Source organism: Actinoplanes sp. NPDC051343, from assembly GCF_044455125.1.
Classification (GTDB): Bacteria; Actinomycetota; Actinomycetes; order Mycobacteriales; family Micromonosporaceae; genus Actinoplanes.
Genome location: NZ_JBITEL010000004.1, coordinates 322,949 through 346,553 on the forward strand (window position 1 = coordinate 322,949; position 23,605 = coordinate 346,553).

19 protein-coding genes are annotated in these 23,605 nt (G+C 69.1%); 14 read left to right on the forward strand and 5 right to left on the reverse strand.

Annotation, left to right across the window (positions count from 1 at the left end):
- Positions 1-38: 38 nt before the first annotated feature.
- From ACIA5C_RS15590 to rny, 8 genes are all read left to right on the forward strand, one after another.
- Entirely contained in the window at positions 39-1,385 is a 1,347-nt protein-coding gene (locus ACIA5C_RS15590) for an aminotransferase class I/II-fold pyridoxal phosphate-dependent enzyme (protein ID WP_396054907.1), read from the forward strand.
- A 34-nt stretch (positions 1,386-1,419) separates the two neighbouring features.
- Positions 1,420-2,082 (forward strand): UdgX family uracil-DNA binding protein, encoded by a 663-nt coding sequence (locus tag ACIA5C_RS15595; protein ID WP_396054909.1) that lies wholly within the window; start codon positions 1,420-1,422, stop codon positions 2,080-2,082.
- A gap of 51 nt (positions 2,083-2,133) precedes the next feature.
- Positions 2,134-2,334: a DUF3046 domain-containing protein gene (locus tag ACIA5C_RS15600; protein WP_396054911.1), complete on the forward strand. Its 201-nt coding sequence runs from the start codon at positions 2,134-2,136 to the stop codon at positions 2,332-2,334.
- 198 nt (positions 2,335-2,532) lie between these two features.
- On the forward strand, positions 2,533-3,579 hold the full coding sequence (gene recA, locus ACIA5C_RS15605) for a recombinase RecA (protein WP_396054913.1): 1,047 nt from the start codon (positions 2,533-2,535) through the stop codon (positions 3,577-3,579).
- Positions 3,580-3,582: 3 nt separating this feature from the next.
- On the forward strand, positions 3,583-4,290 hold the full coding sequence (locus tag ACIA5C_RS15610) for a regulatory protein RecX (protein ID WP_396054915.1): 708 nt from the start codon (positions 3,583-3,585) through the stop codon (positions 4,288-4,290).
- A gap of 519 nt (positions 4,291-4,809) precedes the next feature.
- The gene (locus ACIA5C_RS15615; RefSeq protein ID WP_396054917.1) at positions 4,810-5,697 is read left to right on the forward strand and encodes a hypothetical protein; all 888 of its coding nucleotides are present in this window, start codon (positions 4,810-4,812) and stop codon (positions 5,695-5,697) included.
- A gap of 516 nt (positions 5,698-6,213) precedes the next feature.
- Positions 6,214-7,380 carry a hypothetical protein gene (locus ACIA5C_RS15620; RefSeq protein ID WP_396054919.1) on the forward strand — a complete coding sequence of 389 codons (1,167 nt, stop codon included), beginning with the start codon at positions 6,214-6,216 and terminating at the stop codon, positions 7,378-7,380.
- Between the two features lie 312 nt (positions 7,381-7,692).
- On the forward strand, positions 7,693-9,417 hold the full coding sequence (gene rny, locus ACIA5C_RS15625; protein ID WP_396054921.1) for a ribonuclease Y: 1,725 nt from the start codon (positions 7,693-7,695) through the stop codon (positions 9,415-9,417).
- On the opposite strand, the gene ACIA5C_RS15630 is transcribed toward rny, so the two are convergent.
- Genes ACIA5C_RS15630 through ACIA5C_RS15645 form a run of 4 tightly spaced genes read right to left on the reverse strand, consistent with a single transcriptional unit; the run spans position 9,398 to position 12,761 of the window.
- A complete protein-coding gene (locus ACIA5C_RS15630; RefSeq protein ID WP_396054923.1) occupies positions 9,398-10,345 on the reverse strand; it encodes an amino acid ABC transporter permease in 948 nt (315 codons plus the stop codon). The two genes, rny and ACIA5C_RS15630, sit on opposite strands and share 20 nt — an antisense overlap.
- Positions 10,342-11,052: an amino acid ABC transporter permease gene (locus tag ACIA5C_RS15635; RefSeq protein ID WP_396054925.1), complete on the reverse strand. Its 711-nt coding sequence runs from the start codon at positions 11,050-11,052 to the stop codon at positions 10,342-10,344. Before ACIA5C_RS15635 ends, ACIA5C_RS15630 begins: the two co-directional genes overlap by 4 nt.
- A 30-nt stretch (positions 11,053-11,082) precedes the next feature.
- Complete coding sequence (locus ACIA5C_RS15640) at positions 11,083-11,964, reverse strand: glutamate ABC transporter substrate-binding protein (RefSeq protein WP_396054927.1); 882 nt, start codon at positions 11,962-11,964, stop codon at positions 11,083-11,085.
- 44 nt (positions 11,965-12,008) lie between these two features.
- On the reverse strand, positions 12,009-12,761 hold the full coding sequence (locus tag ACIA5C_RS15645; RefSeq protein ID WP_396054929.1) for an amino acid ABC transporter ATP-binding protein: 753 nt from the start codon (positions 12,759-12,761) through the stop codon (positions 12,009-12,011).
- 213 nt (positions 12,762-12,974) lie between these two features.
- On the opposite strand from ACIA5C_RS15645, the gene ACIA5C_RS15650 reads away from it, so the two are divergent.
- The 4 genes from ACIA5C_RS15650 to ACIA5C_RS15665 all read left to right on the forward strand — a co-directional run bounded on the left by ACIA5C_RS15650 (position 12,975) and on the right by ACIA5C_RS15665 (position 17,301).
- Positions 12,975-13,349 (forward strand): hypothetical protein, encoded by a 375-nt coding sequence (locus ACIA5C_RS15650; RefSeq protein ID WP_396054931.1) that lies wholly within the window; start codon positions 12,975-12,977, stop codon positions 13,347-13,349.
- A gap of 21 nt (positions 13,350-13,370) precedes the next feature.
- Entirely contained in the window at positions 13,371-14,858 is a 1,488-nt protein-coding gene (miaB, locus tag ACIA5C_RS15655; RefSeq protein WP_396054933.1) for a tRNA (N6-isopentenyl adenosine(37)-C2)-methylthiotransferase MiaB, read from the forward strand.
- Positions 14,859-14,969: 111 nt separating this feature from the next.
- Positions 14,970-16,766, forward strand: coding sequence for an NAD-binding protein (locus tag ACIA5C_RS15660; protein ID WP_396054935.1), 1,797 nt, complete (start codon positions 14,970-14,972; stop codon positions 16,764-16,766).
- Positions 16,767-16,785: 19 nt separating this feature from the next.
- Positions 16,786-17,301 (forward strand): hypothetical protein, encoded by a 516-nt coding sequence (locus tag ACIA5C_RS15665; protein WP_396054937.1) that lies wholly within the window; start codon positions 16,786-16,788, stop codon positions 17,299-17,301.
- On the opposite strand, the gene ACIA5C_RS15670 is transcribed toward ACIA5C_RS15665, so the two are convergent.
- Positions 17,253-18,176, reverse strand: coding sequence for an SCO2521 family protein (locus tag ACIA5C_RS15670; protein ID WP_396054939.1), 924 nt, complete (start codon positions 18,174-18,176; stop codon positions 17,253-17,255). The genes ACIA5C_RS15665 and ACIA5C_RS15670 overlap by 49 nt on opposite strands.
- Positions 18,177-18,391: 215 nt before the next feature.
- On the opposite strand from ACIA5C_RS15670, the gene ACIA5C_RS15675 reads away from it, so the two are divergent.
- Together ACIA5C_RS15675 and ACIA5C_RS15680 are read left to right on the forward strand one after the other, a co-directional pair.
- Positions 18,392-19,399, forward strand: a complete 1,008-nt coding sequence (locus ACIA5C_RS15675; RefSeq protein WP_396054941.1) for an FAD-dependent oxidoreductase — start codon at positions 18,392-18,394, stop codon at positions 19,397-19,399.
- On the forward strand, positions 19,396-23,604 hold the full coding sequence (locus tag ACIA5C_RS15680) for a HEAT repeat domain-containing protein (RefSeq protein ID WP_396054943.1): 4,209 nt from the start codon (positions 19,396-19,398) through the stop codon (positions 23,602-23,604). The genes ACIA5C_RS15675 and ACIA5C_RS15680 overlap by 4 nt, the downstream gene beginning before the upstream one ends.
- Position 23,605 lies beyond the last annotated feature (1 nt).

Genomic DNA, 23,605 nt, shown 5'->3' on the forward strand with positions numbered 1-23,605 from the left:
GCTTGCGATCTTCTCTGTGCTAGTACAGACTGGCTGCTGTGTCAGCACATTATCAGGTCAGCGGCGCCAGCGCCGCCTCGATTTCCGCCAGCATCGAGTCCGGGGTCCTGCGGGGCGACTGGATTGCGGGCGCCGCTCTCCCGGCCGTGCGGGTGCTCGCCGACCAGCTGCACGTCAGCCCGGCCACGGTCGCCAAGGCCTATCAGGAGCTGCGGCAACGCGGCGTGGTCGAGACCGAGGGCCGGCGCGGCACCCGCATCCGCTCCCGTCCCTCGATCGCCGGACCGCGGGCCGCGCTGCGCCTTCCTCTTCTGCCCGGCCTGCGGGATCTCTCCGACGGTGAGCCCGACGTGCATCGGCTGCCCTCGCTCGGCCCGGCACTGCGCGCGATTGCCGAGAGCGTCGACCACCCGCCGGGATATGCGTCGGCGGTCGCTATGCCCGCGCTGACCGATGCTGCCCGGCTGCGTCTGGCCACCGACGGGGTTCCGGTCGAACGCGCCACGATCGCGGCCACGTCGGGCACGCTCGACGCGATGGAGCGCCTGCTCACCGCTCACCTGCGTCCGGGTGACGCGGTCGCGGTCGAGGATCCGGGCTGGGCCAATCTTCTCGATCTGCTCGCCGCGTGCGGACTGCGTCCGGTGCCTTTCTCCGTCGACGACGACGGTCCCGATCCGGTCACGCTCTCCGAAGCTTTGCGAGCCGGTGCCCGAGCCGTGATCATCACGGCTCGGGCGCAAAATCCGACCGGCGGCGCTCTGACCGCCGAACGGGCATTCGAGGTGCGAGGAATCCTCGCCGAGCACCCGTCAGTGCTCCTGATCGAAGATGATCACGCCGCTGAGTTGGCCGAGGTCCCGCTGCACTGCCTGGGCCCGGTCACCGATTCGTGGGCGTTCGTCCGGTCGGCGTCCAAGCCGTTCGGGCCCGATCTGCGCATCGCGCTGGTCGCGGGCGACGAGACCACGATCGCCCGGGTGGTCGGGCGGATGCGCATCGGCACCGGCTGGGTCTCCACGGTGCTCCAGCGCACTCTGCTCCATCTATGGCAAGACGAGCAGGTCACGGCCCTCATCGCGGAAGCCTCACGCGCCTACCTGCAACGCCGCCGGGCCCTCTGCGAGGCCCTCGCGGCGCGTGGCCTCACGGCCACCGGCAAGACCGGGATCAACGTCTGGGTCCCGGTCCCCGACGAGACTCGGGCCGTCGGGCTCCTGCGCGATCGAGGGTACGCGGTGGCGCCCGGCTCTCTGTTCCGCGTGGCCGCCCCGCCCGGCATCCGCGTGACGATCAGCTCGCTGGACGAGTCCGAGATCCCGGCGGTGGCCGATGCGGTGGCGTCCGCCGTTCATCCGTCCGGTCTCGGGGTGCCTTCCCGATGAGTGTGGACCGAACCCCATCGGGTAAAACCATGGGATGCCGAGGACCGAGGCGCCGGTCGGCGCGCAGCAGTGGGTGCCCGCCGAGCCGACCAGCATCGACCAGCTCAAGTCCGCCGCGGCCGGTTGTGAGGGCTGCGAGCTCTACGCCGACGCCACCCAGACCGTCTTCGGCCGGGGCGCCCCGCACGCGCCGGTCGTCTTCGTGGGTGAGCAGCCCGGCGACGTGGAGGATCAACAGGGATTGCCGTTCGTCGGGCCGGCCGGGCGGCTCCTTCGCGAGGCGGTCGGCGATGCGGGCATCGACCCGACCGACGTCTACATCACCAATGCGGTCAAGCACTTCCGCTTCGAGTTGCGGGGCAAGCGGCGCATCCACCAGACGCCGGGCCCGGCTCACATCACCGCGTGCCGGCCCTGGTTGGTGGCCGAGTTCGGGCTGCTCAAGCCCAAGATCGTGGTGATCCTGGGCGCGACCGCGGGCAAGGTGCTGTTCGGTCCGTCGTTCCGGGTCACGCAGGCGCGTGGCCGGTTGATGCCGTGGCCCGCCTCGGCCCAGCACCCGGAAGACTTCCCGGTCGACGAGGTTCAGGCACTTGCGACGATCCACCCCTCGGCGGTTCTGCGGGCGGACGATCGCGAAACGGCGTACGGGGGTCTGGTCGACGACCTGAAGGTCGCCGCCGCGGCCGTGAGGTGACGCCCGCCTCGCGTCAATGGCGCCGTAAGGCGGCTTGAGTAGGCTCGTCTGGTGCGGTTGACGGATTTTTGGGGACGCCTCACTGAGGTATTCGGGTCGAGCTATGCGCGAAGCATGGCGGCCGACCATTCGTTTGCGGACCTCGGCAACCGGACGATCGATGAAGCGATTGCTCAGGGTGTCGAAACCGCTACTATCTGGCGAGCTGTGGTAGCCGCGTACCCCGATCGGGTGCCATCTGGCCTGCGCTGAGGCGTTTTTAGTACGCCTGTTCTGGCGTGTCACTCGTTCGTCGTACACGTGTTCGGCTATTGTCCACAGGAGCTTGGTCATCCACAGCCGGGGGCAGGGCAGCGGATTTTGTCATACCCACCGCTTACCTTGATGCGCGTGATGAACAAGAGCTCGCCGGCGAAGACGTCTGCAAAGTCGAATACAGGGGTGGCGGACATGGTGGCAGGACCTGACCGGGACAAAGCACTCGATCTGGCGTTGGCGCAGATCGACAAGCAGTTCGGCAAGGGCTCGGTAATGCGGCTGGGTGAGCGGCCGGTCATGCAGATGGCCATCATCCCGACCGGATCCATCGCCCTTGACGTGGCCCTCGGCGTCGGCGGGTTGCCGCGCGGCCGCGTCGTCGAGATCTACGGGCCGGAGTCCAGCGGTAAGACGACCGTGGCGCTGCACGCCGTGGCCAGCGCTCAGCGTGCCGGGGGCATCGCGGCGTTCATCGACGCCGAGCACGCTCTCGACCCGGAATACGCGCGGGCCCTCGGCGTCGACACCGACGCCCTTCTGGTCTCCCAGCCCGACACCGGGGAGCAGGCGCTCGAGATCGCCGACATGCTGGTGCGCTCGGGCGCTCTCGACATCCTGGTCATCGACTCGGTGGCCGCGCTCGTGCCACGCGCCGAGATCGAGGGCGAGATGGGCGACAGCCACGTCGGCCTCCAGGCCCGCCTGATGAGCCAGGCGCTGCGCAAGATGACCGGCATCCTCAACAACTCGGGCACCACGGCGATCTTCATCAACCAGCTGCGGGAAAAGATCGGCGTCATGTTCGGCTCGCCCGAGACGACGACCGGTGGCCGTGCGCTGAAGTTCTACTCGTCCGTGCGTCTCGACGTGCGGCGCATCGAGAGCCTGAAGGACGGCACCGACGTGGTCGGCAACCGCACCCGGGTCAAGGTCGTGAAAAACAAGGTCGCGGCGCCGTTCAAGCAGGCCGAGTTCGACATCATGTACGGCAAGGGCATCTCGCGCGAGGGTTCGCTGATCGACGTCGGCGTCGAGCAGAACATCATCCGCAAGTCCGGCGCTTGGTACACGTACGACGGTGACCAACTCGGCCAGGGCAAGGAAAAGGCGCGGGAGTTCCTCAAGGAAAACCCGGACGTGGCCGCCGAGATCGAGAAGAAGATCCTCGAGAAGCTGGGCGTCGGCCAGACCACCGGCGACGCAGCCGGTGGCCCCGAGCTGCCGCCGGTCGACTTCTGATAGATGGCCGGCCGACGCGGAGCGCGGTCCGGGCGCGGATGGGATGCCCTTCCGCCCCGGACGGCCAGCCAAAACACCGATGAGCCTGCCGCCGATGGCGAGCTCCGGCGTGGCGAGACGGGGCGCGGCAACGCCCCGGGGCGCCGCCGGAGCTCGCCGGGCGGGTCCTCATCGACGGAACAGACCGAATCGGAGAGGGCCCGGGAGATCTGCCTCCGGCAATTGGCGGTACGGCCGCGCACGCGGGTCGAGCTCGCCAAGGTGCTGGTCCGCAAGGAGATCTCGGCCGAGGTGATCGCCGAAGTGCTCGACCGCTACGACGAGGTCGGCATCATCGACGACGCCGCGTTCGCGCGGGCCTGGGTGACCAGCCGGCATCACGGGCGAGGTCTCGCCCGGCGGGCACTCGCCAACGAATTGCGGCAGCGCGGGGTTGCCGCCGAGGTGGCCGGCGAGGCGCTGGAAACCCTCGACGAAGACGAAGAGGCGGCGACCGCGCGTGCCCTGGTCGACCGCAAGCTCCGCACCGCGACGGGCACGCCCGACGCGGTCTTCCGGCGGCTGGTCGGCATGCTGGCCCGCAAGGGCTACCCCGCGGGGGTGGCGATCCGCGCCGTGAAGGACGCGCTGGCCGCCCGCGACGCCGAGGCGGCCGAGTTCGCCGATCAGATCGATCCCGACGCCCTCGCCGACGAGGCCACCGAGCAGTAGTCGACCGAGCAGTAGACGACAACGGCGGTGGCCGGCGCGGTGAAGTCCATCGTCTACTGCTGTCATCAGCGCCGCCTGCTGACTAGCGGATTGCGCCGGAATCTCGTCGTGGGACGACGCCCACGGCCGTCCTTTTCGCGGGCGTTGCCGTTTGTGTCCCGGACCAATTTCGGGGATCGGGCCTGTTATCGGATGGACGCGCGCTGTCGGTTCGCGTGTGATTTGGGTGCTTCGTTCGGCGGGGCCGAGAACTGGGCGAGGTTCACTTATTCGCGTCGTAGTAGGCGTTCTCGTCACTATCGGAAACCGGGGCCGGGCTGCGGAGACGTGGCCGGGCGTCTGGAGCGTGCGGTCTGCTCAAGTGAACTTATATCGACGTTAGTAACAATCTGTGGGTGAGAATGCCGCATATAGCCGGGCGTGGATGGCGACGAAGTGGATCGTTCCGCTAGGTTGCTCGACGGATCGCGGGGGATCACTGTCCAGTTTTTTTCCCTCGCACTGACAACGGGGAGGGACATGCGGATCAACCAGCTTGCGCGTCACCGGGGCTTGCGCGCAGTCGCGCGCCTGGGCGTGCTCGTCGGGGCGGTCGGTGTCGCCGCGCTTTACGGGAGCCAGGCGGCCAGCGCCGCGGCGCCGCAGAGCGCTGCCCGGAGCATCGTCGTTCTGGCCGATGAGGCCACGAACAGCTCCAGCAGCGCCGCGGGCACCGATTCGGGCAACGCTTCGGACGCCGGCACCGACGACGACGGCACGCCGGGCGGCGGGACGACGACCGGGCCCGGCGACGACGGCGGCGATCAGGGCGGCACCGGCGGCGGCACTGGCGAGGGCACTGGCACTGGCGACGGCACCGGTACCGGCGACGGCACGGGCGACGGCACCGGCGAGGGCACGGGCACTGGCGACGGCACCGGTGGCAGCGACACCCCCGGGGGCGGCAGCGATACCCCTGGTGGTGACGGCGACGACAACGGTGGCGGCAACACCGGCGGGAACACGGGCGGTGGCGGCAACACCGGCGGGAACACGGGCGGTGGTGGTAACACCGGCGGTGGCAACGGTGACGGTGGTGGTAACACCGGGGGTGGTAATGGCGGTGGCAACACCGGCAATGGCAATGGCAGCGGGGGTGGCACGGACACTCCCGGCGGCAACGGCGGGCCCGGCGACAAGCCGACGACCTCGTCGACTACCGGCACTGGTGGTACCGGTGGCGGAACCACGAACAACAACGCCGGCGGCAGCAACGACTCGAGCGGCAGCGGTGGCTCGGGTGGCGTCCTGGCCAGGACCGGCGACAACGTGATCGGCGTTGCCGGCCTCGGCGCGGCGATCGCGGCCGGCGGTGTCGGGCTCGTGCTCATCACCCGGCGGCGTCGTGAGGCACAGCAGGAAGCCTGATCCGGCTCACGAATGCTCGGCCTCCGGCGTGCTGGTCACGCCTGGGGCCGAGCGATCTTCTGGGACATCGGCCTTCGCAACTGGCTGGTAATCTGCAGCGTCGTGACCGAGGACTCGCCCAGCCGGACGCGGGGCTACGGTCCCTTCCAGGAGGGTGCCGAGCCGACCGCGCCCCTCCCCGCCCAGCCGACCTGTGCCGAGCAGCAGACTCATGCCGTGCCTGCCCCGAACGGCAGCGACCCGGCTCAGCCGATGACGGATCAGAGGGCTCCTGGACACCCCGCAGCCGACCATGCCGCGGCGGGAACCCAGGGCGATCCGGCTCCCCGGCAAAGCGCAAATGTCCCGCCTTCCGCGCAAAACGGCGAAACGTCGCCGGTCCGGCACGACACCGCTCCGGCCGCATCCACCGCACCGCATCGGTCCGCGCTCGGCCAGCCTGCTCCCACTCGGCCTGCTCCCACTCGGCCTGCGGTCAGCCAGCCAAGCTACGGGCAGCCCTATGGTGAATCGGCCGTGGGTCAGCCGGCCGATGGTCAGCCGGGCGATGGCCCGCCCGCCTATGGGCAGTCCTACGGTCAACCGGTCAGCGGGGACCCGGTCACCGGGCAGCCGGTCAGCGGTCAGCCAGGCGTCGGGTGGCCCGCCTATGGTGAGCCGAGCTTCACTCAGTCGGGTGCCGATCATCCGGATGCCGGCCATGCCCAGGCGAGCAATCCCGAGGGCACCCAACCGAGCGATCCCCAGCCCGGCTTCCCCCAGCCAGCCGGCCCAGGCAGCACGGTTCCTGGTTCGGGGGGCCATGCACCGGCTTATGACCCGGACACCACGGTCTCCTACCCACCCCAGCCGACCATTCCCTATCCGTCCCCGACGAGCGGCACCCCCTTCCCCGTCAGCGCCGCCCCATCCAGCGGCTCTCCCTCTTACGGTCCGTTCCGCAGCGACCCCAACCCCACCCCGGACCCCCTCGACTTCACCTCCCCGCCGCCCTTCGCCGGCCGCCGCATCGAGCCGTCGCCGCCCCCGGACCGCAGCCGCCTGCTGATCGGCCTAATCGCTGGGCTGGTGGCTGGCCTTCTCGTTTTCGGCGTCGGCGGTTTCTTCGCCGGGCGCGCGACCGCCCCGGACGCCGCCCCGAAGCCGAAGTCGAAGCCCAACCCGACCGCGACCGGCAAGCTCGGCGTCTTCGAGCAGAGCCAGGTCACCCTCAACCAGCCCCATTTCGCAGGCACCGGCCTGGTCACCATCTCGCAGGGCTGGCTTCCGTACCTTTCGAGTTGTTCGCGCAGCGGCGAGCCGGGCGGCCCGGCCGTGAAGGCGGGGGAGAAGGCGCGCGTCCGTTGCACGCTCAACGGCATGAGTGTGTTTTTCGTCGAGTACGGCTCGATCGCCGACCGGGACCGGGCGCGGGTGGACACGCTCCGGCAGAACGTCGATGCGCGCACTCTCGCCCCGGGGGTCGGCGCCGCCACGCAGGGGCCTACGCCGTCCGGCCGGACCAACGGCAACTACGTGGAGTATGCGTACAAGCTCACCGAGGCTGGCGTCACCCGTCCGGTGGCCGCGGTTTGGTGGGACGACGCGCAGACGCCGGTGGCGGGCTATCTGCTCGCATACTGGGAAGAGGGACTGGGCGAGAGCTGGGATCCGATGCGTGATCTTTGGGCACGCTACGCCTGAATTGCGACGTCAGCGGGTCTGTGCCCTACGTCCCATCCGCTGCCGAATCATGGATCCTTGACCGAAGTGGCACTCGCGACCTAGCCTCGCGTTACAACAAGGTTTGTTCGACCATCGCATGCAACAGGCACAACATAGATCGCATTACATTACGGCATCACTTGTGAAGTCCCGGCCGACAAGGCGGGACCCATAACCACATACCGAACCCCGCGCGGAGCGCAGGGGGTCATCGTCGTATGCGGTCGCAGCCTTGGTCGGGCATCCCGCAGATGGCCCGCGCGTGCGGGCGGCGAAGGGAGACGCGGCGAGATGACCGCCCTGGACTGGGTGCTCGTGGTGGCGATCGTCGTTCTTGCCGCGTTCGTGCTGGCCGGACTGGTGCTCGGCGCTCGCGCGCTGCGCCAGCTGCGCACCGACCGGGCCGATGCCGAGGATCGTCGGGGCCAGGCCGTGGACGACGCGCAGGCCAAGGTCGCCGATGCGAATGCGAAGGCCGCTTCCGTACGCGCCGAGGCCGCCGCCGCGAAAGCGGAGGCCACCGCCGCCCGGGCCGAGGCCCGCCGGGTCCTCGAGGCCGCACACACCGAGGCCGACACCATCCTCGAGCACGCCCACCGCCAGGCCGAGGCCGACGCCGAGCAGGTCCGTTCGGCCGCCCGTCGTTCCGGCGAACGCGAGGTCGCCCTGCTCAACGCCACCGTCAAGGAGCAGTCGGCCGAGGTCGAACGCCGCGCCGCCCGCATCGACGACCGGGAGCGCCTGCACAGTGAGGAGGTGGAGCGTCTCGTCGAGCGGGAGCGCCGCCTCGCGACCATGGACGCCGACCTGGTTTCCCGTGAGGGCGCGCTGACCACCCGCGAGGGCGAGGTGACCGCGGCCGAGGAGAAGCACACCCGGGAACTGGAGCGGATCGCCGGTCTGACCGCCGAGGTCGCCCGGGCCGAGCTGGTCGAGAACATCGAGGCTCAGGCCAAGCGCGAGGCCGCAATCATGGTGCGGGACATCGAGACCGAGGCGAAGACGACCGCCGACTCCCGGGCCCGGCGCATCGTGGTCGACGCGATTCAGCGGATCGCCAGTGAGCAGACCGCCGAGAGCGTGGTCAGCGTGCTGCATCTGCCGAGCGACGAGATGAAGGGCCGCATCATCGGCCGGGAGGGCCGCAACATCCGGGCGTTCGAGTCGGTGACCGGGGTCAACCTGATCATCGACGACACCCCGGAGGCGGTGCTGCTTTCGTGCTTCGACCCGGTTCGCCGGGAGGTCGGCCGGCTCACGCTGGAGAAGCTGGTCCTCGACGGGCGGATCCACCCGCACCGCATCGAGGAGGTTTACGAGACCGCCAAGAGTGAGGTCGACGTGCTCTGCGACCGGGCGGCCGAGGAGGCGCTGGTCGACGTCGGCATCACCGATCTGCATCCGGAGCTGACCAAGCTGCTGGGCCGTCTGCGCTACCGCACGAGCTACGGGCAGAACGTGTTGAAGCACCTGGTCGAGACCGCTCACATCGCCGGCATCATGGCCGCCGAGCTGGGCCTCGACGTTCCGTCGATGAAGCGGGCGGCGTTCCTGCACGACATCGGCAAGGCGCTGACCCACGAGGTGGAGGGCAGCCACGCGCTGATCGGCGCCGACCTGGCCCGCAAGTACGGCGAGTCCGAGGACGTCGTGCACGCGATCGAGGCGCACCACAACGAGGTGCAGCCGCAGACCATCGAGGCGGTGCTGACCCAGGCCGCCGACGCGTGTTCGGGCGGGCGTCCCGGTGCGCGTCGGGAGAGTCTCGAGGCGTACGTCAAGCGCCTGGAGCGAATCGAAGAGATCGCCGCCGGCAAGACCGGTGTCGAGAAGGTCTTCGCGATGCAGGCCGGCCGCGAGATCCGCGTGATGGTGCGGCCGGATGACATCGATGACATCGGTGCTGCGGTGCTGGCCCGGGACGTGGCCAAGCAGATCGAGGAGGAGCTGACCTATCCGGGTCAGATCCGGGTCACGGTGGTTCGCGAGTCCCGGGTCACGGAACTGGCCCGATAGAGGCGACCGCCGGCTCGGGCGCGATGTTGGTCGGCAGGTTGCGGGTCTTGCGTCCGCGGGCAAGCCGTCGCTGGATGTATTGCGCGAGCTTCGACAGCGAGTAGTTGACCGCGATGAACAGGACCGCGATCACCGTGTAGACCTGGATCGGGTTGTTCAGCACCCCGATGATCTGCTTGCCGATGTTGAGCGTCTCCTCGTAGCTGATGATGAAGCCGAGCGACGTGTCCTTGAGCACGACGACCAACTGGCTGATCAGCGCCGGGAGCATGATGCGGTAGGCCTGCGGCAGCAGGATCATGCGGGTGGTCTGCATCGGGGAGAGGCCGATCGCCGAGGCCGCCTCGGACTGGCCGTTCGGGAGGCCTTCCATGCCCGAGCGCAGGATCTCGGCGAGGACCACCGAGTTGTAGATCGTGAGGCCGAGCACGAGGTACCACAACGACGGCAGGCTGATCCCGAACTCGGGGAGGCCGCGCGCAACGAAGAAGATCGTGATCACCACGGGCAGGCCGCGGAAGACTTCCACGCAGATGCGGGTGACGGCGGTCAGCCCGAGGCTGAGGCCCCGCAGGAGGTAGGACGCGGGGGTGGCGAATCCGGTGAACCGGCGCTTGGCCAGACTCTTGAGCTGGATGCGCAGCACGGCGAGGAGGCTGCCGACGACCAGCGAGGCGACGATGGCCAGGGCGGCCGCCCGTAGCGTGTTGCGGATGCCGACGCCGAGGCGTTCCCAGACCTGGGTGAAGTTTTCGTTGCTCGGGTCGACGAGCGGGCCCCACAGGTCGGCCGAGAACTGGCCTTTGCTGTCGAGCGGCCGGTAGACCAGGAAGTAGAGCCCGGCCAGCACAACAACGCCGGCGACGAGGCTGACGATCAGCGTGATGCGGCGCTGCCGCGGCCCGGGTACGTCGTACAGAACGCTCATCGGCCGGCCACCGCCTGCCGCCGCTCGATCCGGTCGAGCAGCGCGCCCAGGGGGATTGTCATGATCAGGTATCCGATCGAGATGCCGATGGCGACCGGGGCGAACGCGTATCCCTCGGCCGAGGTCAGCTGGTCCGCGGTCTGGGACAGGTCACCGACGACGCCGAAGAAGCCGATGAGCGCCGAGTTCTTGATCATGGCGATGATGACCGAGCCGAGCGGCACGACCGAGGCCTTCCACGACTGGGGCAGTACGACGTACCGCAGGTTCTGACCGAAGGTCAGCCCGAGTGACCGGGCCGCCTCGGCCTGCCCCGGGGATACGGCGTTGACCCCCGACCGCAGGGCCTCGCAGACGAAGGCGGCGGTGTAGAACACCAGCGCGATCAGCGCGAAGCGAAAGTATGGCAGGTCGGTGCCGAGCCGCCGGAACAGCGAATCGATCACCGGGATGCGGAGGAAATCGGCGTTCGAGCCGAGGGCGGGCAGTCCGAACGCGGCGAAGAACATGACCACGGTCAGCGGCATGTTGCGGAACACGGTGACGTAGGCGGTGCCGACCGCACGCAGCGGCGGCACCGGCGAGATCCGCAGGACCGCCACGACGGCGCCCAGGATCAGGGCGCCGATCGCGGCGAGAACGCAGATCTGGAGTGTGAGCCAGAAACCGCCCGCGAAGACGTCGAACTTGTCGAAGAGCACACTCACGGGCGGCTTCTCTCCATCAGTGACGAAAGATCAGTAGCGGTTGACGGTCGGCGCGTCGCCCAGCTGGGCACCGAACTTGCCGGCGGTGTCGTCCCACGCCTTCTTCCAGCTGCCGTCCTTGAAGGACTTGTCGAGGACGTCGTTGATGAAGTTGCGGAACGCGGTGTCGTCCTTCTTGACGCCGATGCCGTACGGCTCCTTGGTGAAGTTGTCGCCGGCCAGCTTGAACGAGTCCTGAGCCTTGGAGATGTAGCCGAGCAGGATCACGTTGTCGGTCGTGACCGCGTTGACCTGCCCACCCTTGAGCGCGTCGCGGCACTTGTCGTAGGTGTCGAAGAGCACGACCTGGGTCGCGACGTCCTTGACGTGCTTCTTGATCTCTTCGGCCGGCGTCGAGCCGGTGACCGAGCAGACCTTCTTGGTGCCGTCCTTGAACGAATCCGGCCCGGTGATCGACGTGTCGTCCTTCTTGACCATGATGTTCTGCCCGGCCTCGTAGTAAGGGCCGGCGAAGGCGACGCGTTCCTTGCGCTTGTCGTTGATCGTGTACGTCGCGACGACCATGTCGGCCTGCCCGTTGACGATCGCGTCCTCACGGACCTTCGACGGCGTCTCGACGTACTGGATCTTGTCGGTCGGTATGCCGAGTTCCTTGACGATGAGCTTCGCCACCTCGACGTCGAAGCCCTCCGGCTTGCCGGAGAGGCCCTTCTGGCCGAAACCGGGCTGGTCGAACTTGGTGCCCACCTTGATCGACTGGGCCTTGTTGAGCCGCTCCATGGTGCTGCCGGCGGCGAACGACTTACTGCCCCCGCCGCTGCTGGGAGAATCGTCGTTGCTGCTGCCGCAGGCCCCTGCGGCCAGGGCCAGCGTCAGTGCGCCTAGCGCAGCGGTCATCCGGTTGAGTTTCATCTAGAAGCTCCTCGAAGCAAGATCGAAAAAAAATATTCCGGACGTCAATGGGTGAGAATCTTCGACAGGAAGTCGCGGGCGCGGTCGCTCTTCGGGTTGGCGAAGAACTCGTCCGGCGTGGCCTGCTCGACCAACTGCCCGTCGGCCATGAACACGACCCGGTCGGCGGCGTGCCGCGCGAAGCCCATCTCGTGCGTGACCACGACCATCGTCATGCCCTCGCGGGCCAGCGACGTCATCACGTCGAGCACCTCGCCGACCATCTCCGGGTCGAGTGCGCTGGTCGGCTCGTCGAAGAGCAGCGCTTTGGGCTGCATCGCCAGCGCGCGAGCGATCGCCACCCGCTGCTGCTGACCGCCGGAGAGCTGGGCCGGGTATTTGTCGGCCTGGTCGGCGATGCCGACCCGCTCGAGCAGCGCCAGCGCGCGATCGCGGACCGCGGCCGGTTTCTCGCGCCGGACCTTGACCGGGCCGAGCATCACGTTCTGCATGATCGTCTTGTGGGCGAACAGGTTGAACGACTGGAACACCATGCCGACCTCGCTGCGGAGCCGGGCCAGCTCCCGGCCCTCCTCGGGCAGTGCGTGGCCGTCGAACGTGACGGTGCCCGATTTGATGGTTTCCAGCCGATTGATCACCCGGCACAGGGTGGATTTGCCGGATCCCGACGGTCCGATCACGACCACGACCTCGCCGCGCTCGACAGACAGATTGACGTCATCGAGCACGTGCAGAGGCCCGAACCACTTGTGGACGTTCTCGAGGACGATGAGAGACACAGACGGGACCGCCTTCACTCGGATGTGGTCACTCTATTGGCGGTACACAACCGTTTTCCGGCCAGAATGGTCACGAGGCGGTAACTTAGCGAGCTCGAGGCGAGGGCAGTGTCCACCATGTTCGGTATGGCAGACGGAGATCCGACAGACGGCCTCTGGAGCTGGTCGGTTGCCGGACACATCGATCCAGACCGATGCCGAGGTGCGCTGGCCGGCGCGCTGGAGCGATCGGTGGTGGCTCTCGGTGACGACGGCGACGCTCTCTCCGACATCTATTTCGTGGACGGCGACTTCCCGACCCTCATCGACGTCTATCTCGCGCCCGCCGGCATCGCGGAGACGACGGCCGCGAGCGCCGTCGCGGTCCGGCTGGGTGCCGCGGTCCTGCTTCCCGACGACACGCTCAACCCTTCCCGGTACGTCGTAGCCGAACCCGACGGCACCCTGCGTCCCGTGCACGTCGACGAGGTGGAGACCGACGACGGCCCGGAACGCCGGCACGTACGCCCGTGCACCGGGAGTGATCCCGCCTGCGCCCTGGCCCCCGGGTGTGGTCGTTCCCGGTTCAAACCGACGCCGACGCCCGGGCGGCCGGCCGCCGCGTAAGCAGTACCCTGGTCAATTGCCATGACTATGCAGACGCAGGGCGCCGCCCGCACGTACGACGTGCGCACGTACGGCTGCCAGATGAACGTGCACGACAGTGAGCGCATCTCCGGCCTGATGGAAGATGCGGGCTACGTGCGGGCCGCCGATCCCGAGGCGGCCGACGTCGTGGTGTTCAACACCTGTGCGGTGCGCGAGAACGCCGACAACCGCCTCTACGGCAACCTCGGCCACCTGCGCCCGACCAAGATGAAGCACCCGGGCATGCAGATCGCGGTGGGCGGCTGCCTGGCCCAGAAGGACCGCGGCGACATCGTCAAGAAGGCGCCCTGGGTCGACGTCGTCTTCGGCACCCACAACATCGGCTCCCTGCCGGCGCTGCTCGAACGCGCCCGGCACAACGAGGAGGCCGAGGTCGAGATCCTCGAGTCGCTCGAGATCTTCCCGTCGACCCTGCCGACCAAGCGCGAGTCGACCTACGCCGGCTGGGTCTCGATCTCGGTCGGGTGCAACAACACCTGCACCTTCTGCATCGTGCCGTCGCTGCGCGGCAAGGAGAAGGACCGCCGGCCTCCAGAGATCCTGGCCGAGGTGCGCGCGCTGGTGGCCGAGGGGGTCTCCGAGGTCACGCTGCTCGGGCAGAACGTCAACTCGTACGGCGTGGAGTTCGGCGACCGGCTCGCCTTCGGCAAACTGCTGCGCGCGACCGGCGCCATCGAGGGCCTGGAGCGGGTGCGGTTCACCAGCCCGCACCCCAAGGACTTCACCGACGACGTGATCGCCGCGATGGCCGAGACGCCGAACGTCTGCCACTCGCTGCACATGCCGCTGCAGTCCGGCTCCGACCGGCTGCTCAAGGAGATGCGCCGCAGCTACCGCCACGAAAAATACCTGGGCATCATCGACAAGGTCCGGGCCGCGATGCCGGACGCCGCGATCACGACCGACATCATCGTCGGCTTCCCCGGCGAGACCGAGGACGACTTCGAGCAGACCCTCGAGGTGGTCCGCCGGGCCCGCTTCTCGAGCGCCTTCACCTTCCAATACTCCAAGCGCCCCGGCACCCCCGCCGCGACGATGGCGGACCAGGTGCCCAAGGCGGTCGTCCAGGAGCGTTACGAGCGCCTGATCGCTCTGCTCGAAGAGATCACCTGGGCCGAGAACAAGAAGCTGGTGGGGCAGAAGGTCGAGGTGCTGGTCGCGGTGGGCGAGGGCCGCAAGGACGAGCGTACGGGCCGGATGAGTGGCCGGGCGCGCGACGGCCGTCTGGTGCATTTCGCGATCGGCGACACCGCCCCGCGCCCCGGCGACGTCATCGAGACGGTGGTCACCTACGCCGCGCCGCACCACCTGAACGCCGACGGCGCCCCGCTCTCGCACCGCCGCACCCGGGCCGGCGACGCCTTCGCGGCCGGTCGCCTCCCCAAGCTCCAGGGCGTCTCCCTCGGCCTACCGACCCTCGGCGTTCCGGCCCCGTTGCCGCCGGTGGCCGACGGCTGCGCGCTCTGAAACTTTTCCCCAGCCGGGCGTCCGATATCCGCTTACGACGCTGCGTAGCCCTTTGGGCGGCCCTGTGTCACACTCAAGGTCGTCGTCTCATTCGCCGGGTTAGGGGTGACGATGGCGAATATTCCCCGGTCGGTGTCGTCCTTCGGCCGGCCGCAGGGTCAGCCGGCAGTGACGGCAACCCGGGTGATCTTCATCTTGGCCGGCTTGGCGTCGCTCGTGCTCGGCTACGTCGGCCTCGACGCCTACCTCGCCCGGACCAACCCTGAGGTCCGTAACCCGCTCAACGTTCTCTACGACACCCTGCAGCTCTATGTGCTCGGGTCCGACCCGTTGCAGAACGGCAACGGGTTCCCGCTCGCCCTGCAGATCGCCCGGTTCGCCGCGCCCACGGTCACGCTGTACGCGTTGACCGAGGCCATCCGTCTGCTGATGGCCAGTGAACTACGACGGTTCCGCGCCCGCCGGGCGGTCGGCCACGTCGTCGTGTGCGGTGACACCTCGGTCGCCCGCACGCTGGCCGGCAAACTCCACGAGGCCGGCCGCCGCGTCGTGGTGGTGCGCACGCAGCCGATCGGGCCGCTGGAGTTCCGCCGCCGCAGCCTGCTCGGTGTGAACGGCGAGCCGAGCGACCCCGATGTCCTGCGCGGCGCCGGGGTCAGCCAGGCGGCCGTCGTCTATGCGTGCACCGAGGACAGCGCGGCCAACGTCCGGATCGCCACGACCGCCGCGCGCCTGGTCGCCGGTGGGCGCGGCACCACGGCCATCTACGGCGAGATTCACGATCCCGACCAGGCCCTGGCCTTGCAGGCCCGCCGCCTCGGCGCGACCGAATCGGCGGAGCTGCGACTCGACTTCTTCAACCTCGACCAGCTCGCGGTCCACGTCCTGCTGACCCAGCAGCCGATGATCACCGAGCCGGGCGAGGTGCCGCGGCTGCTGGTGGTCGGCGATTCGCCGTTCGCGCGGGCGCTGCTGGTGGAGATTGCCCGGCAGTGGCGGCTGCGCCGTTCCGACGAGAACCTCCGGGCCGAGGTCGACTTCGTGGCGCCCGGCGCCGTACGGATCCTGGCCACCCTCCGGCGACAGCAGCCGGTCCTCGGCGAGGGGGCCGAGGTCGTCGCCCACGAGGCCGACCTCGACGAGCTCCTGGCCGCGATGGCGACCAGCGGACGGCGCTACGACCGCGCCTTCCTCTGCTATCGCGGCGAGGAACAGAGCCTTCAGATCGGCCTCACCACCCATCGCCTCTGGCTCGTCGTGCGCGGCTCGGTGATCGTCCCGGTCGACAAGCTGGCCGGTCTGGCCGACGCGTTCAGCGCGGACTTCCCGCGGCCGCTGCTCGACCAGCTCGACGGGCGGCTGCAGCTGTTCCCCAAGGTGGCGGCCGGATGCGACCCGACGCTGATCGCCCAGGACCTGCCCGAGCGGCTTGCCCAGCTGATCCACGAACGCTGGGTCCGGGCGTGCCGGCACCGTGAGGTGCCGCCGGGCTCGACCCGCGCCCTGGTGGACTGGGCGCACCTGGACGAGGCGCACCGCGCCGCCAACCGGCTGCAAGCTGCCGACATCGGCCCGAAGCTCTACCTGGTCGGCTGCGGCATCATGCCGCGCACCGAGCACGACGAGGACTTCGACTTCACCGGATCCGAGATAGAGCTGCTGGCGCGGCAGGAACAACTGCGCTGGGCGGAGGCGGCGCGGGCGAAGGGCTGGCGACGCGGGGGCGTACGCGACGACGACCGGCGGCTGTCGCCCTACCTGGTCGACTGGGAGCAGCTGCCGGGCGATGGCCAGGACCAGTGCCGGGACGCCGTTCGCGATATACCGGAAATTCTTGCCGAGGCGGGTTTCCAAGTGGTTCGCTTGACGGAAAATATCCGTGACCGGGTGGTGCAACCGGCCGGCTGACGAGTGGTGAGGACTCACCGTGCGGATCGGCGTCACTGGACACATCGGGCTCGACCCCGGTTCCCGGGGCCCGATCTACCGCGCCCTCTGCCGCCACCTGCGCTCGATACGCGAGCCGGTGCACGGCGTCTCCTGTCTGGCCGACGGCGCCGACCGCCTCTTCGTGAACGCGGTTCTGGTCGTCCGGGGCACGTTCGAGGTCGTCCTGCCGGTGTCCGAGGTGAAGACGGCCGGTCGTGATCCCGAGTTGAGTGAGCTGCTCGACCTCGCATCCGAGATCACCCGGGTCGAGGTGCCGGGGGAGCCGGAGGCGGCCTACGAGGCGGCCAACCTCGAAATGCTGCGCCGCTGCGACGTCCTGGTGGCGGTGTGGGACGGTGACCGGCGCGGCGGGCGGGGCGGCACCGCCGACACGGTCGCTCTGGCCCGCAGCCTCGGCCGCGCGGTTCAGGTGGTCTGGCCGGCCGGCTCCCAGCGGCGGGGGTCTCAGTCGCGCCTGGCTTCCAACAGTGCCAGCGCGCTCATCGTCAGCTGATCGCGCACCCGTCGCACCAACGTCTTCCACTGCCGGCTGAACCCGGGCCGCATCTCGAGGGCGTCCCAGACCGGAAGCAGATCGGGGGCGACGCGGACGGCCGGCATCCACAGGTGCAACAGGTGATCGACGGCCGGCTGCAACCCGCTGACCCGCTCGCGTCGCTGCCGGTCGCCGGTAAGAGCCTTCTCCACCAGCGTGGACAGGGTGGTCAGGAGCCAGTCGTGCAGCGCGAGGTCCTCGCACAGCGCGACGACATCCGACAGGTCTTCGCCGGGCACGGAGATCCGGAAGGTTCGCAGCTCCTCCGACCGCACGGCGAACTCCGCGGCCAGCGTCCGGGCACCGGTCTCGGCTACCCACCGGAGTCGCAGCCGGGGCGCCCGCAGCGCGGGCCGATGGTCGAGCAACGGCGACCGCTGCACGTCGTCGAGGATCCGCCCGGTGATCGCCGGGAGGTCGAGGACGGCGCAGTCGCGGGTGCCGGTCAGCAGCCCGTCCTTGACGTCGTTCATCCGGACCCGCCCGATCGTCTCGAGGCAGCCCGGGTGGCCGAGGTAGTGGGACCAGGGCTGACGTCGGTCGGAGTCGCCTTTGATCAGGGCGGAGTGCGAGGAACCCTGCAGGACATGTCCGCCGACCAGCGCCGCGTGGGTGATGAGGGTGCCGACCGCGTGGACGTGGGCCCCGGATGCGGTGGGGAGCCGGCAGTCGACGCCTTCCGGGCGGTCCGGCGAGACGGCGTACGCGATGGGACGCTCGAACCGGCGTACCGGTTCGCCGAGGACCAGGTCGACCACTTCGGCCGCCCGTACCCCGGTCACCGCGGTGGAGTTCTGCAGAAGTCCGGTCTGGACTTCGCCGAAGGCGAGCATTTTTCCTCCGCCGTACGATGCTTCCGGGAGCGGACGGCCGTCCCGTCCCCTCTATCGTGACGTTCCGTGCCCGGCCCGGCAAGCGAGGACAGTTCCGAGCGATTCGTCGCGCCGGAAGAATATGCGTTCGGCGGGGCCCTCGGTGGGACGTGTAGGTCCAGCTTCCGAAATTTTGGACGATGCTTTTTATCTGGGTGACCATTTAGTGTCATGGAGTGACCAATATCAGCGTCGATGTCCTCGTCATCGGGGCCGGGATCATGGGCCTCACGACGGCGTTGAGCCTCGTGCGGGACGGGATGTCGGTTCGGGTGCTCGCCCGGGACCTGCCGCACGCCACCACGTCGTGCGCAGCGGGCGCGATCTGGGGGCCATTCGGCACCGGCCGCCACGAGGACGCCCGGGGCTGGGCGTTCGAGACGCTGAAGGAGTTTCGCCGCCTCGCCGACGATCCGAAGTCCGGCATCGCCATGGTGGAGGGCCTGGAAGTGTCCCGCGTGGATCGACCGGTGCCGGGATGGCTGCTCGATGTCGGTGCCGAGCCGTGTGACACCAGGGACCTCCCGTCCGGATACCGCAGTGGTTGGCGGTACGAGACCGCCGTGATCGACATGCCGCCCTTTCTGACGTTCCTGACCGACGAACTGGCCCGGCACGGCGTGCGGATCGAACAGTCGACGGTGACCGACCTCGCGGCCGTCGTCGACCAGGCCGCGGTCACGGTCAACTGTTCCGGCGCGGGCGCTCGCGACCTGGCCTCCGACCGGTCCGTGCGCCCGGTCGGGGGACGGGTGGTCATCGTGGAGAACCCGGGAGTCCACCGGTTCTTCGCCGAGTTCGAAGAGGGCCCGGAGATGACCTACCTCATCCCGCATCGCACCTGCCTGGTGCTCGGAAGCACGCTGGAGGAGCCCGATCAACCGACCTCGGAGATTGCCGACGTCACCAGAGGAATTCTGAGGCGGTGCGCGGCCGTCGAACCGGCCGTCGCCCGGGCCCGCGTCATCGGTTCCCGTCGTGGCCTGCGGCCGGTCCGGCCCCGGATCCGGCTCGAGCAGGCCACTGTGGGCAGTCGGCCCGTCGTTCACAACTACGGCCACGGTGGCGGTGGAGTGAGCGTTTCCTGGGGCTGCGCCGAGGAGGTGCGCTCGATCGTCCAGCGGCTGCTGCATGCACCTCGTACCCTGAACCAGGAGCCTCTCACCGAAGGGGGCAGCGTTTGACGAAGGCGTACATCTCAGCGACGTACGAGGACCTGAAAGAGTGCCGCCTGGCCGTGAAGACGGCCCTCGAGCGACTGGACCTCGGGCACCGGACGATGGAGGGCTACGTCGCCGAGGACATCCGTCCGGTCGACCGGTGCCTCGAAGATGTCGACTCCTGCGACATCTACATAGGAATCTTCGCCTTCCGGTACGGCTATGTCCCGGCCGGCCAGACGAAGTCCATCACCCACCTGGAATACGAGCACGCCGCGAACAACGGCAAAGAATGCCTGATCTTCCTGCTGCACGACAAGGCTCTGTGGCCGGTGGACCAGGTGGACCGCGGCCCGACGGCGGCCAGTGTGGACAAACTACGCAGCCAGCTGTCGGCCCGGCATGTGTGCAATTTCTTCGTCAGCGCCGAAGAGCTGGCCCTGAAGGTCATCTCGTCGTTGACCCGCTACATCGCCAGTCATCCGGCGGACGAGAAGCCCGCGACACCGGAGCCCGAAGCGACCGAGACGCCGCGCATGGGCGCTCAGACCCGGGCGCAATATCTGGAACGGTTGAGCCAGCGGTACGGCGGTGTCGGTCTTGAAGCACCGACCCAGCAACTGAATACGGGAGCCAACCCCAGCGTCGATCTGCCGTCCGTCTTCGTCGAGCCGCTCGTGCGGGAGGTCCAGCCGGCCGAGATTCCGCGGGAGGTCCGGCGGCGCGAACGGATCAATGTGGAGGATCTGCCCGACGGCCTCGAAATGATCGACGTCCAGGAACAGGTCGACTATCACGAGAAGCCGGCCGTGCCGGTGCTCGACGTGCTCTGTTCAGCCGACCAACGTCGGTTGGTCCTGCTCGGCGATCCGGGCTCGGGCAAATCGACAGTGGTGCGGCTCCTGGCTCTCGCGCTGGCCGGCCTGTTCGTCGACGAGCGGGTCGTCGCCCTGGGCGATGCGCTGCCGATCGTGGTCGAGATGCGCTCGTACGCTGCCTTCCTGGCCACTCCCGGCAACGGTCCCGGTTTCGTCGACTATCTGGTCCACCAGGCCGACGCACACGGCTACCGCACCGAACCCCGGGCGCTGAAGGACCATCTGGAGCGTGGTGAACCGGCGGTCGTGATCTTCGACGGACTCGACGAGATCATCGACAAGGCGCTGCGTACGGAGACGGCCGATCGCATCGCCGCCTTCGCTTCCGAATTTTCGAATGCGCGCGTCGTAGTCACCTCCCGCGGGCCGGAATACCCGCGGAGCGTGTTCGCCGGCGCCTCGTTCGCGCACCACACACTGCAAGATCTGACTCCGGCCCGCACCACGGAGTTCCTCGACCGATGGTTCCGCCAGACCATGCCGGACAAGAGGCAGGCGATGCATTTCCGCGACCTGGTGGCCTCAGACATCGGCCGTTCCCGCGAGCTGACCGAGTTGGCCGGTAACCCGATGCTGCTCAGCATCCTGGCGATCATCGGGAAACGCTGGACCCTGCCGCGTCAGCGGTGGAACCTCTACGACCGCGCCGCCACCGTTCTGGTCGAGCGCTGGAACGCCACCCGGCTGGTGAACGAGACGCACGACCCGGCCTCGTTCGTGGATGTCGACGACAAGCGGGAGTTGCTGCGCCGGGTGGCCCTGTACATGCAGTCGGGACACTCCGGGCTCGGCGGCAACTACATCGACTCCGAACGGCTCAAGGAGATATTCGCCGATTACCTGCAGCACCGCTACGCGATGGAGGCGGCGGCGGCCACCGCGGCCGCCGTGACGCTGATCGCGCAACTGCGGGAACGGGACTTCATCCTCACCTTCTTCGGCCCGCACGGATGGGGCTTCGTGCACCGCACGTTCCTGGAGTTCTTCTCGGCGTGGGCGATCGTGCGCGAATTCGAAACGCACCGCCTCACGTTCGACGACGTCAAGCAGATCTTCCTGCAGCACTGGGCCGACACCGACTGGCACGAGGTGCTCCGGCTGGTCGCCGCCCGGCTCGAAGGCCCGCTGACGGCAGAGCTTGCCGGTGTCCTGCTGACCCAGGTCGATCGCGGGTTCCCGCCGACGGCCGGCGCCGGCGGACCGGACACCTCGCCCCGCGACCCGCCCTGGAACATCGCGCTGGCCGTGCAATGCGTCGCCGAGATGCGCCCGATCACCGAGGGATCGGTGGCGGAACAGGCACTCAAGCACGTCGAACGCCTCATCGAATACTGCGCTACGGTTCACGACCCGGCCACCGCCGCACTGATCGGCGACGAGGTGCTGCCCGCGGTGGACGGTGTCGCCCCCAACTGGCCGGGCCGCCTCGCCTACCTCTCCTGGTACCGAGGGCACGCCGCCGAACTGCTCACCGTTCCGGTGGCCACCCACGCCGCGCGGTTGGCGGCCATGCTGGCCCGGCCGGAAGATCTCGTGGAGAGAGCGTTCGCGGCCACCGCCACCTCGCTCGGCGCGGTCCGTCTGGTGTGCGCGGCGGTCGCGGGCCTCGCCGAGGTGATCCGCCAGGCGGCACGGCGTCAGCCGGGACTGGACACCAGCGCTACCCGGGACCGGCTGGTCGAGCTGGCGAAGGTCAACGATCGCGTCGCCGTCCGCACCGCTGCGGTCCAGTCCCTGGGCACTCTTCCCGGTGGCGACAACGCGGTCCGTGACGTGCTCGTGGACCGGGCGGTCAGGGATCCGGCTCCTCCGGTACGGCTGACTGCCGTGCAGTCGGTCGTCGAGGCGTTTCCGGACGACCCGGCGATAATCACTACCCTGCTCGGCCGGCTGCGTTCCGACCCGGCCGCGACTGTGCGCCGGGCCATAGCCCGGGCGGTGACCCGAAGCCGGCGGCTCTCCAGTGACGTGGAGAGGGCCCTGCTCGACGTCTGCCGGCAGGACGAGGACGCGGAAGTAGTCGAAGTCGTGGCGCAGGCCCTGCTGGTACGCCCGAACACCGTCGAGGAGGTTCGGGCGGTGGTCGCCGATCGGCTGACCTCCGACGTGAATCCGCGGGTGCGTCGCGCCGCGGTCCGGTTGATCGGCAGTTCGGGATCGGAGGACGTCCTCATCGCGCGGATCGGCGAGGACAGCGATCGGGTAGTCGTCCGGGAGTCGGCGCGGATGGTCGTGGCCCGGCAGGGCGTGCCGGTCGAGCGGGTGCGCGACGCGCTGATCGCCCGCCTGGGGGCTGACGGCGACGAGAGCATGCGGGCGATGGTGGTTGAGGTGCTCCACGACGTCTGCGGCCACGGTGACCTGGTGGACGGAACGCTGGCCGCCGCGGCGGTGCACGATCCCAGCAATTCGGTCCGGCTCGCGGCACTCGGCGCGCTGGCCGGCCAGCCGGCGGCCGACCGGCGGCGGGCGCTTTTCACCGAGGTGGCCATCCAGGACCCGGATCAGCATGTCCGGCTCGTGGCCGTACAGGCGCTGAGCTCGGATGTGGACGTGCCGGCCACCGCCGCTCTGGCCGCCATCGCGGTCGGCGATCAGGATCTCGACGTCCGGGTGCATGCCATCCGGGGGCTCGGACTGGCCGGTCGTGACCTGGATCCGTCGATCGGGCCCCAACTGGTGGAGCTGATCGACGGTGCCAACCACCCGGAGATCAGGCTGGCGGCCCTCGACGTGCTCAAGAACACCCGGCCGCCCGGCGTCGACCTGGAGGCCGTGCTCCGCAACCGGGCGATGCACGACGCCGTTACCGACGTCTTCACCGCCGCCGCGGCGGCCGCGATGGAGAACGTGGCGAGCGTCGCTGAGCTGTGGCAGGTGATCGCGACCAGGGCGGCCGACGACAAGAACCCCGAGATCCGGTCGGCCGCGGTCGCTCTGCTCGGTCAGGCGGCCGGGTTCGGCGAGGCGCTCACGGTCCTCACCGGGCGCCTGCGACACGACCCGGACCCGGCGGTGATCAGCGCGGCGGCGTCGGCCGTTGCCGCGCTGGCTCCGGAGAGTGCGCGCGACCTGCTCATGGGACGCCTCACCGCGGCCGACCCGGACCTGCGGTCGGCGGTCATCCAGGCGCTCCAGCCCTGGATCACCACCGACCCCGACGCGCGGGCGGCGATTATCGAGCAGGCGCAGACCGCCACCACGGCCGACGTGCGCCGGACGGCGGTCGAGACGCTGGCACCGGCGATCGGCCGCCGCGACGTCCAGGAGGCGGTGGAACGTTGCGCGAAAGACGATGAGCTACCCGTCCGGGAGGCAGCCGAGCGCCTGCTGAAACTCCGCCCTATCTAGG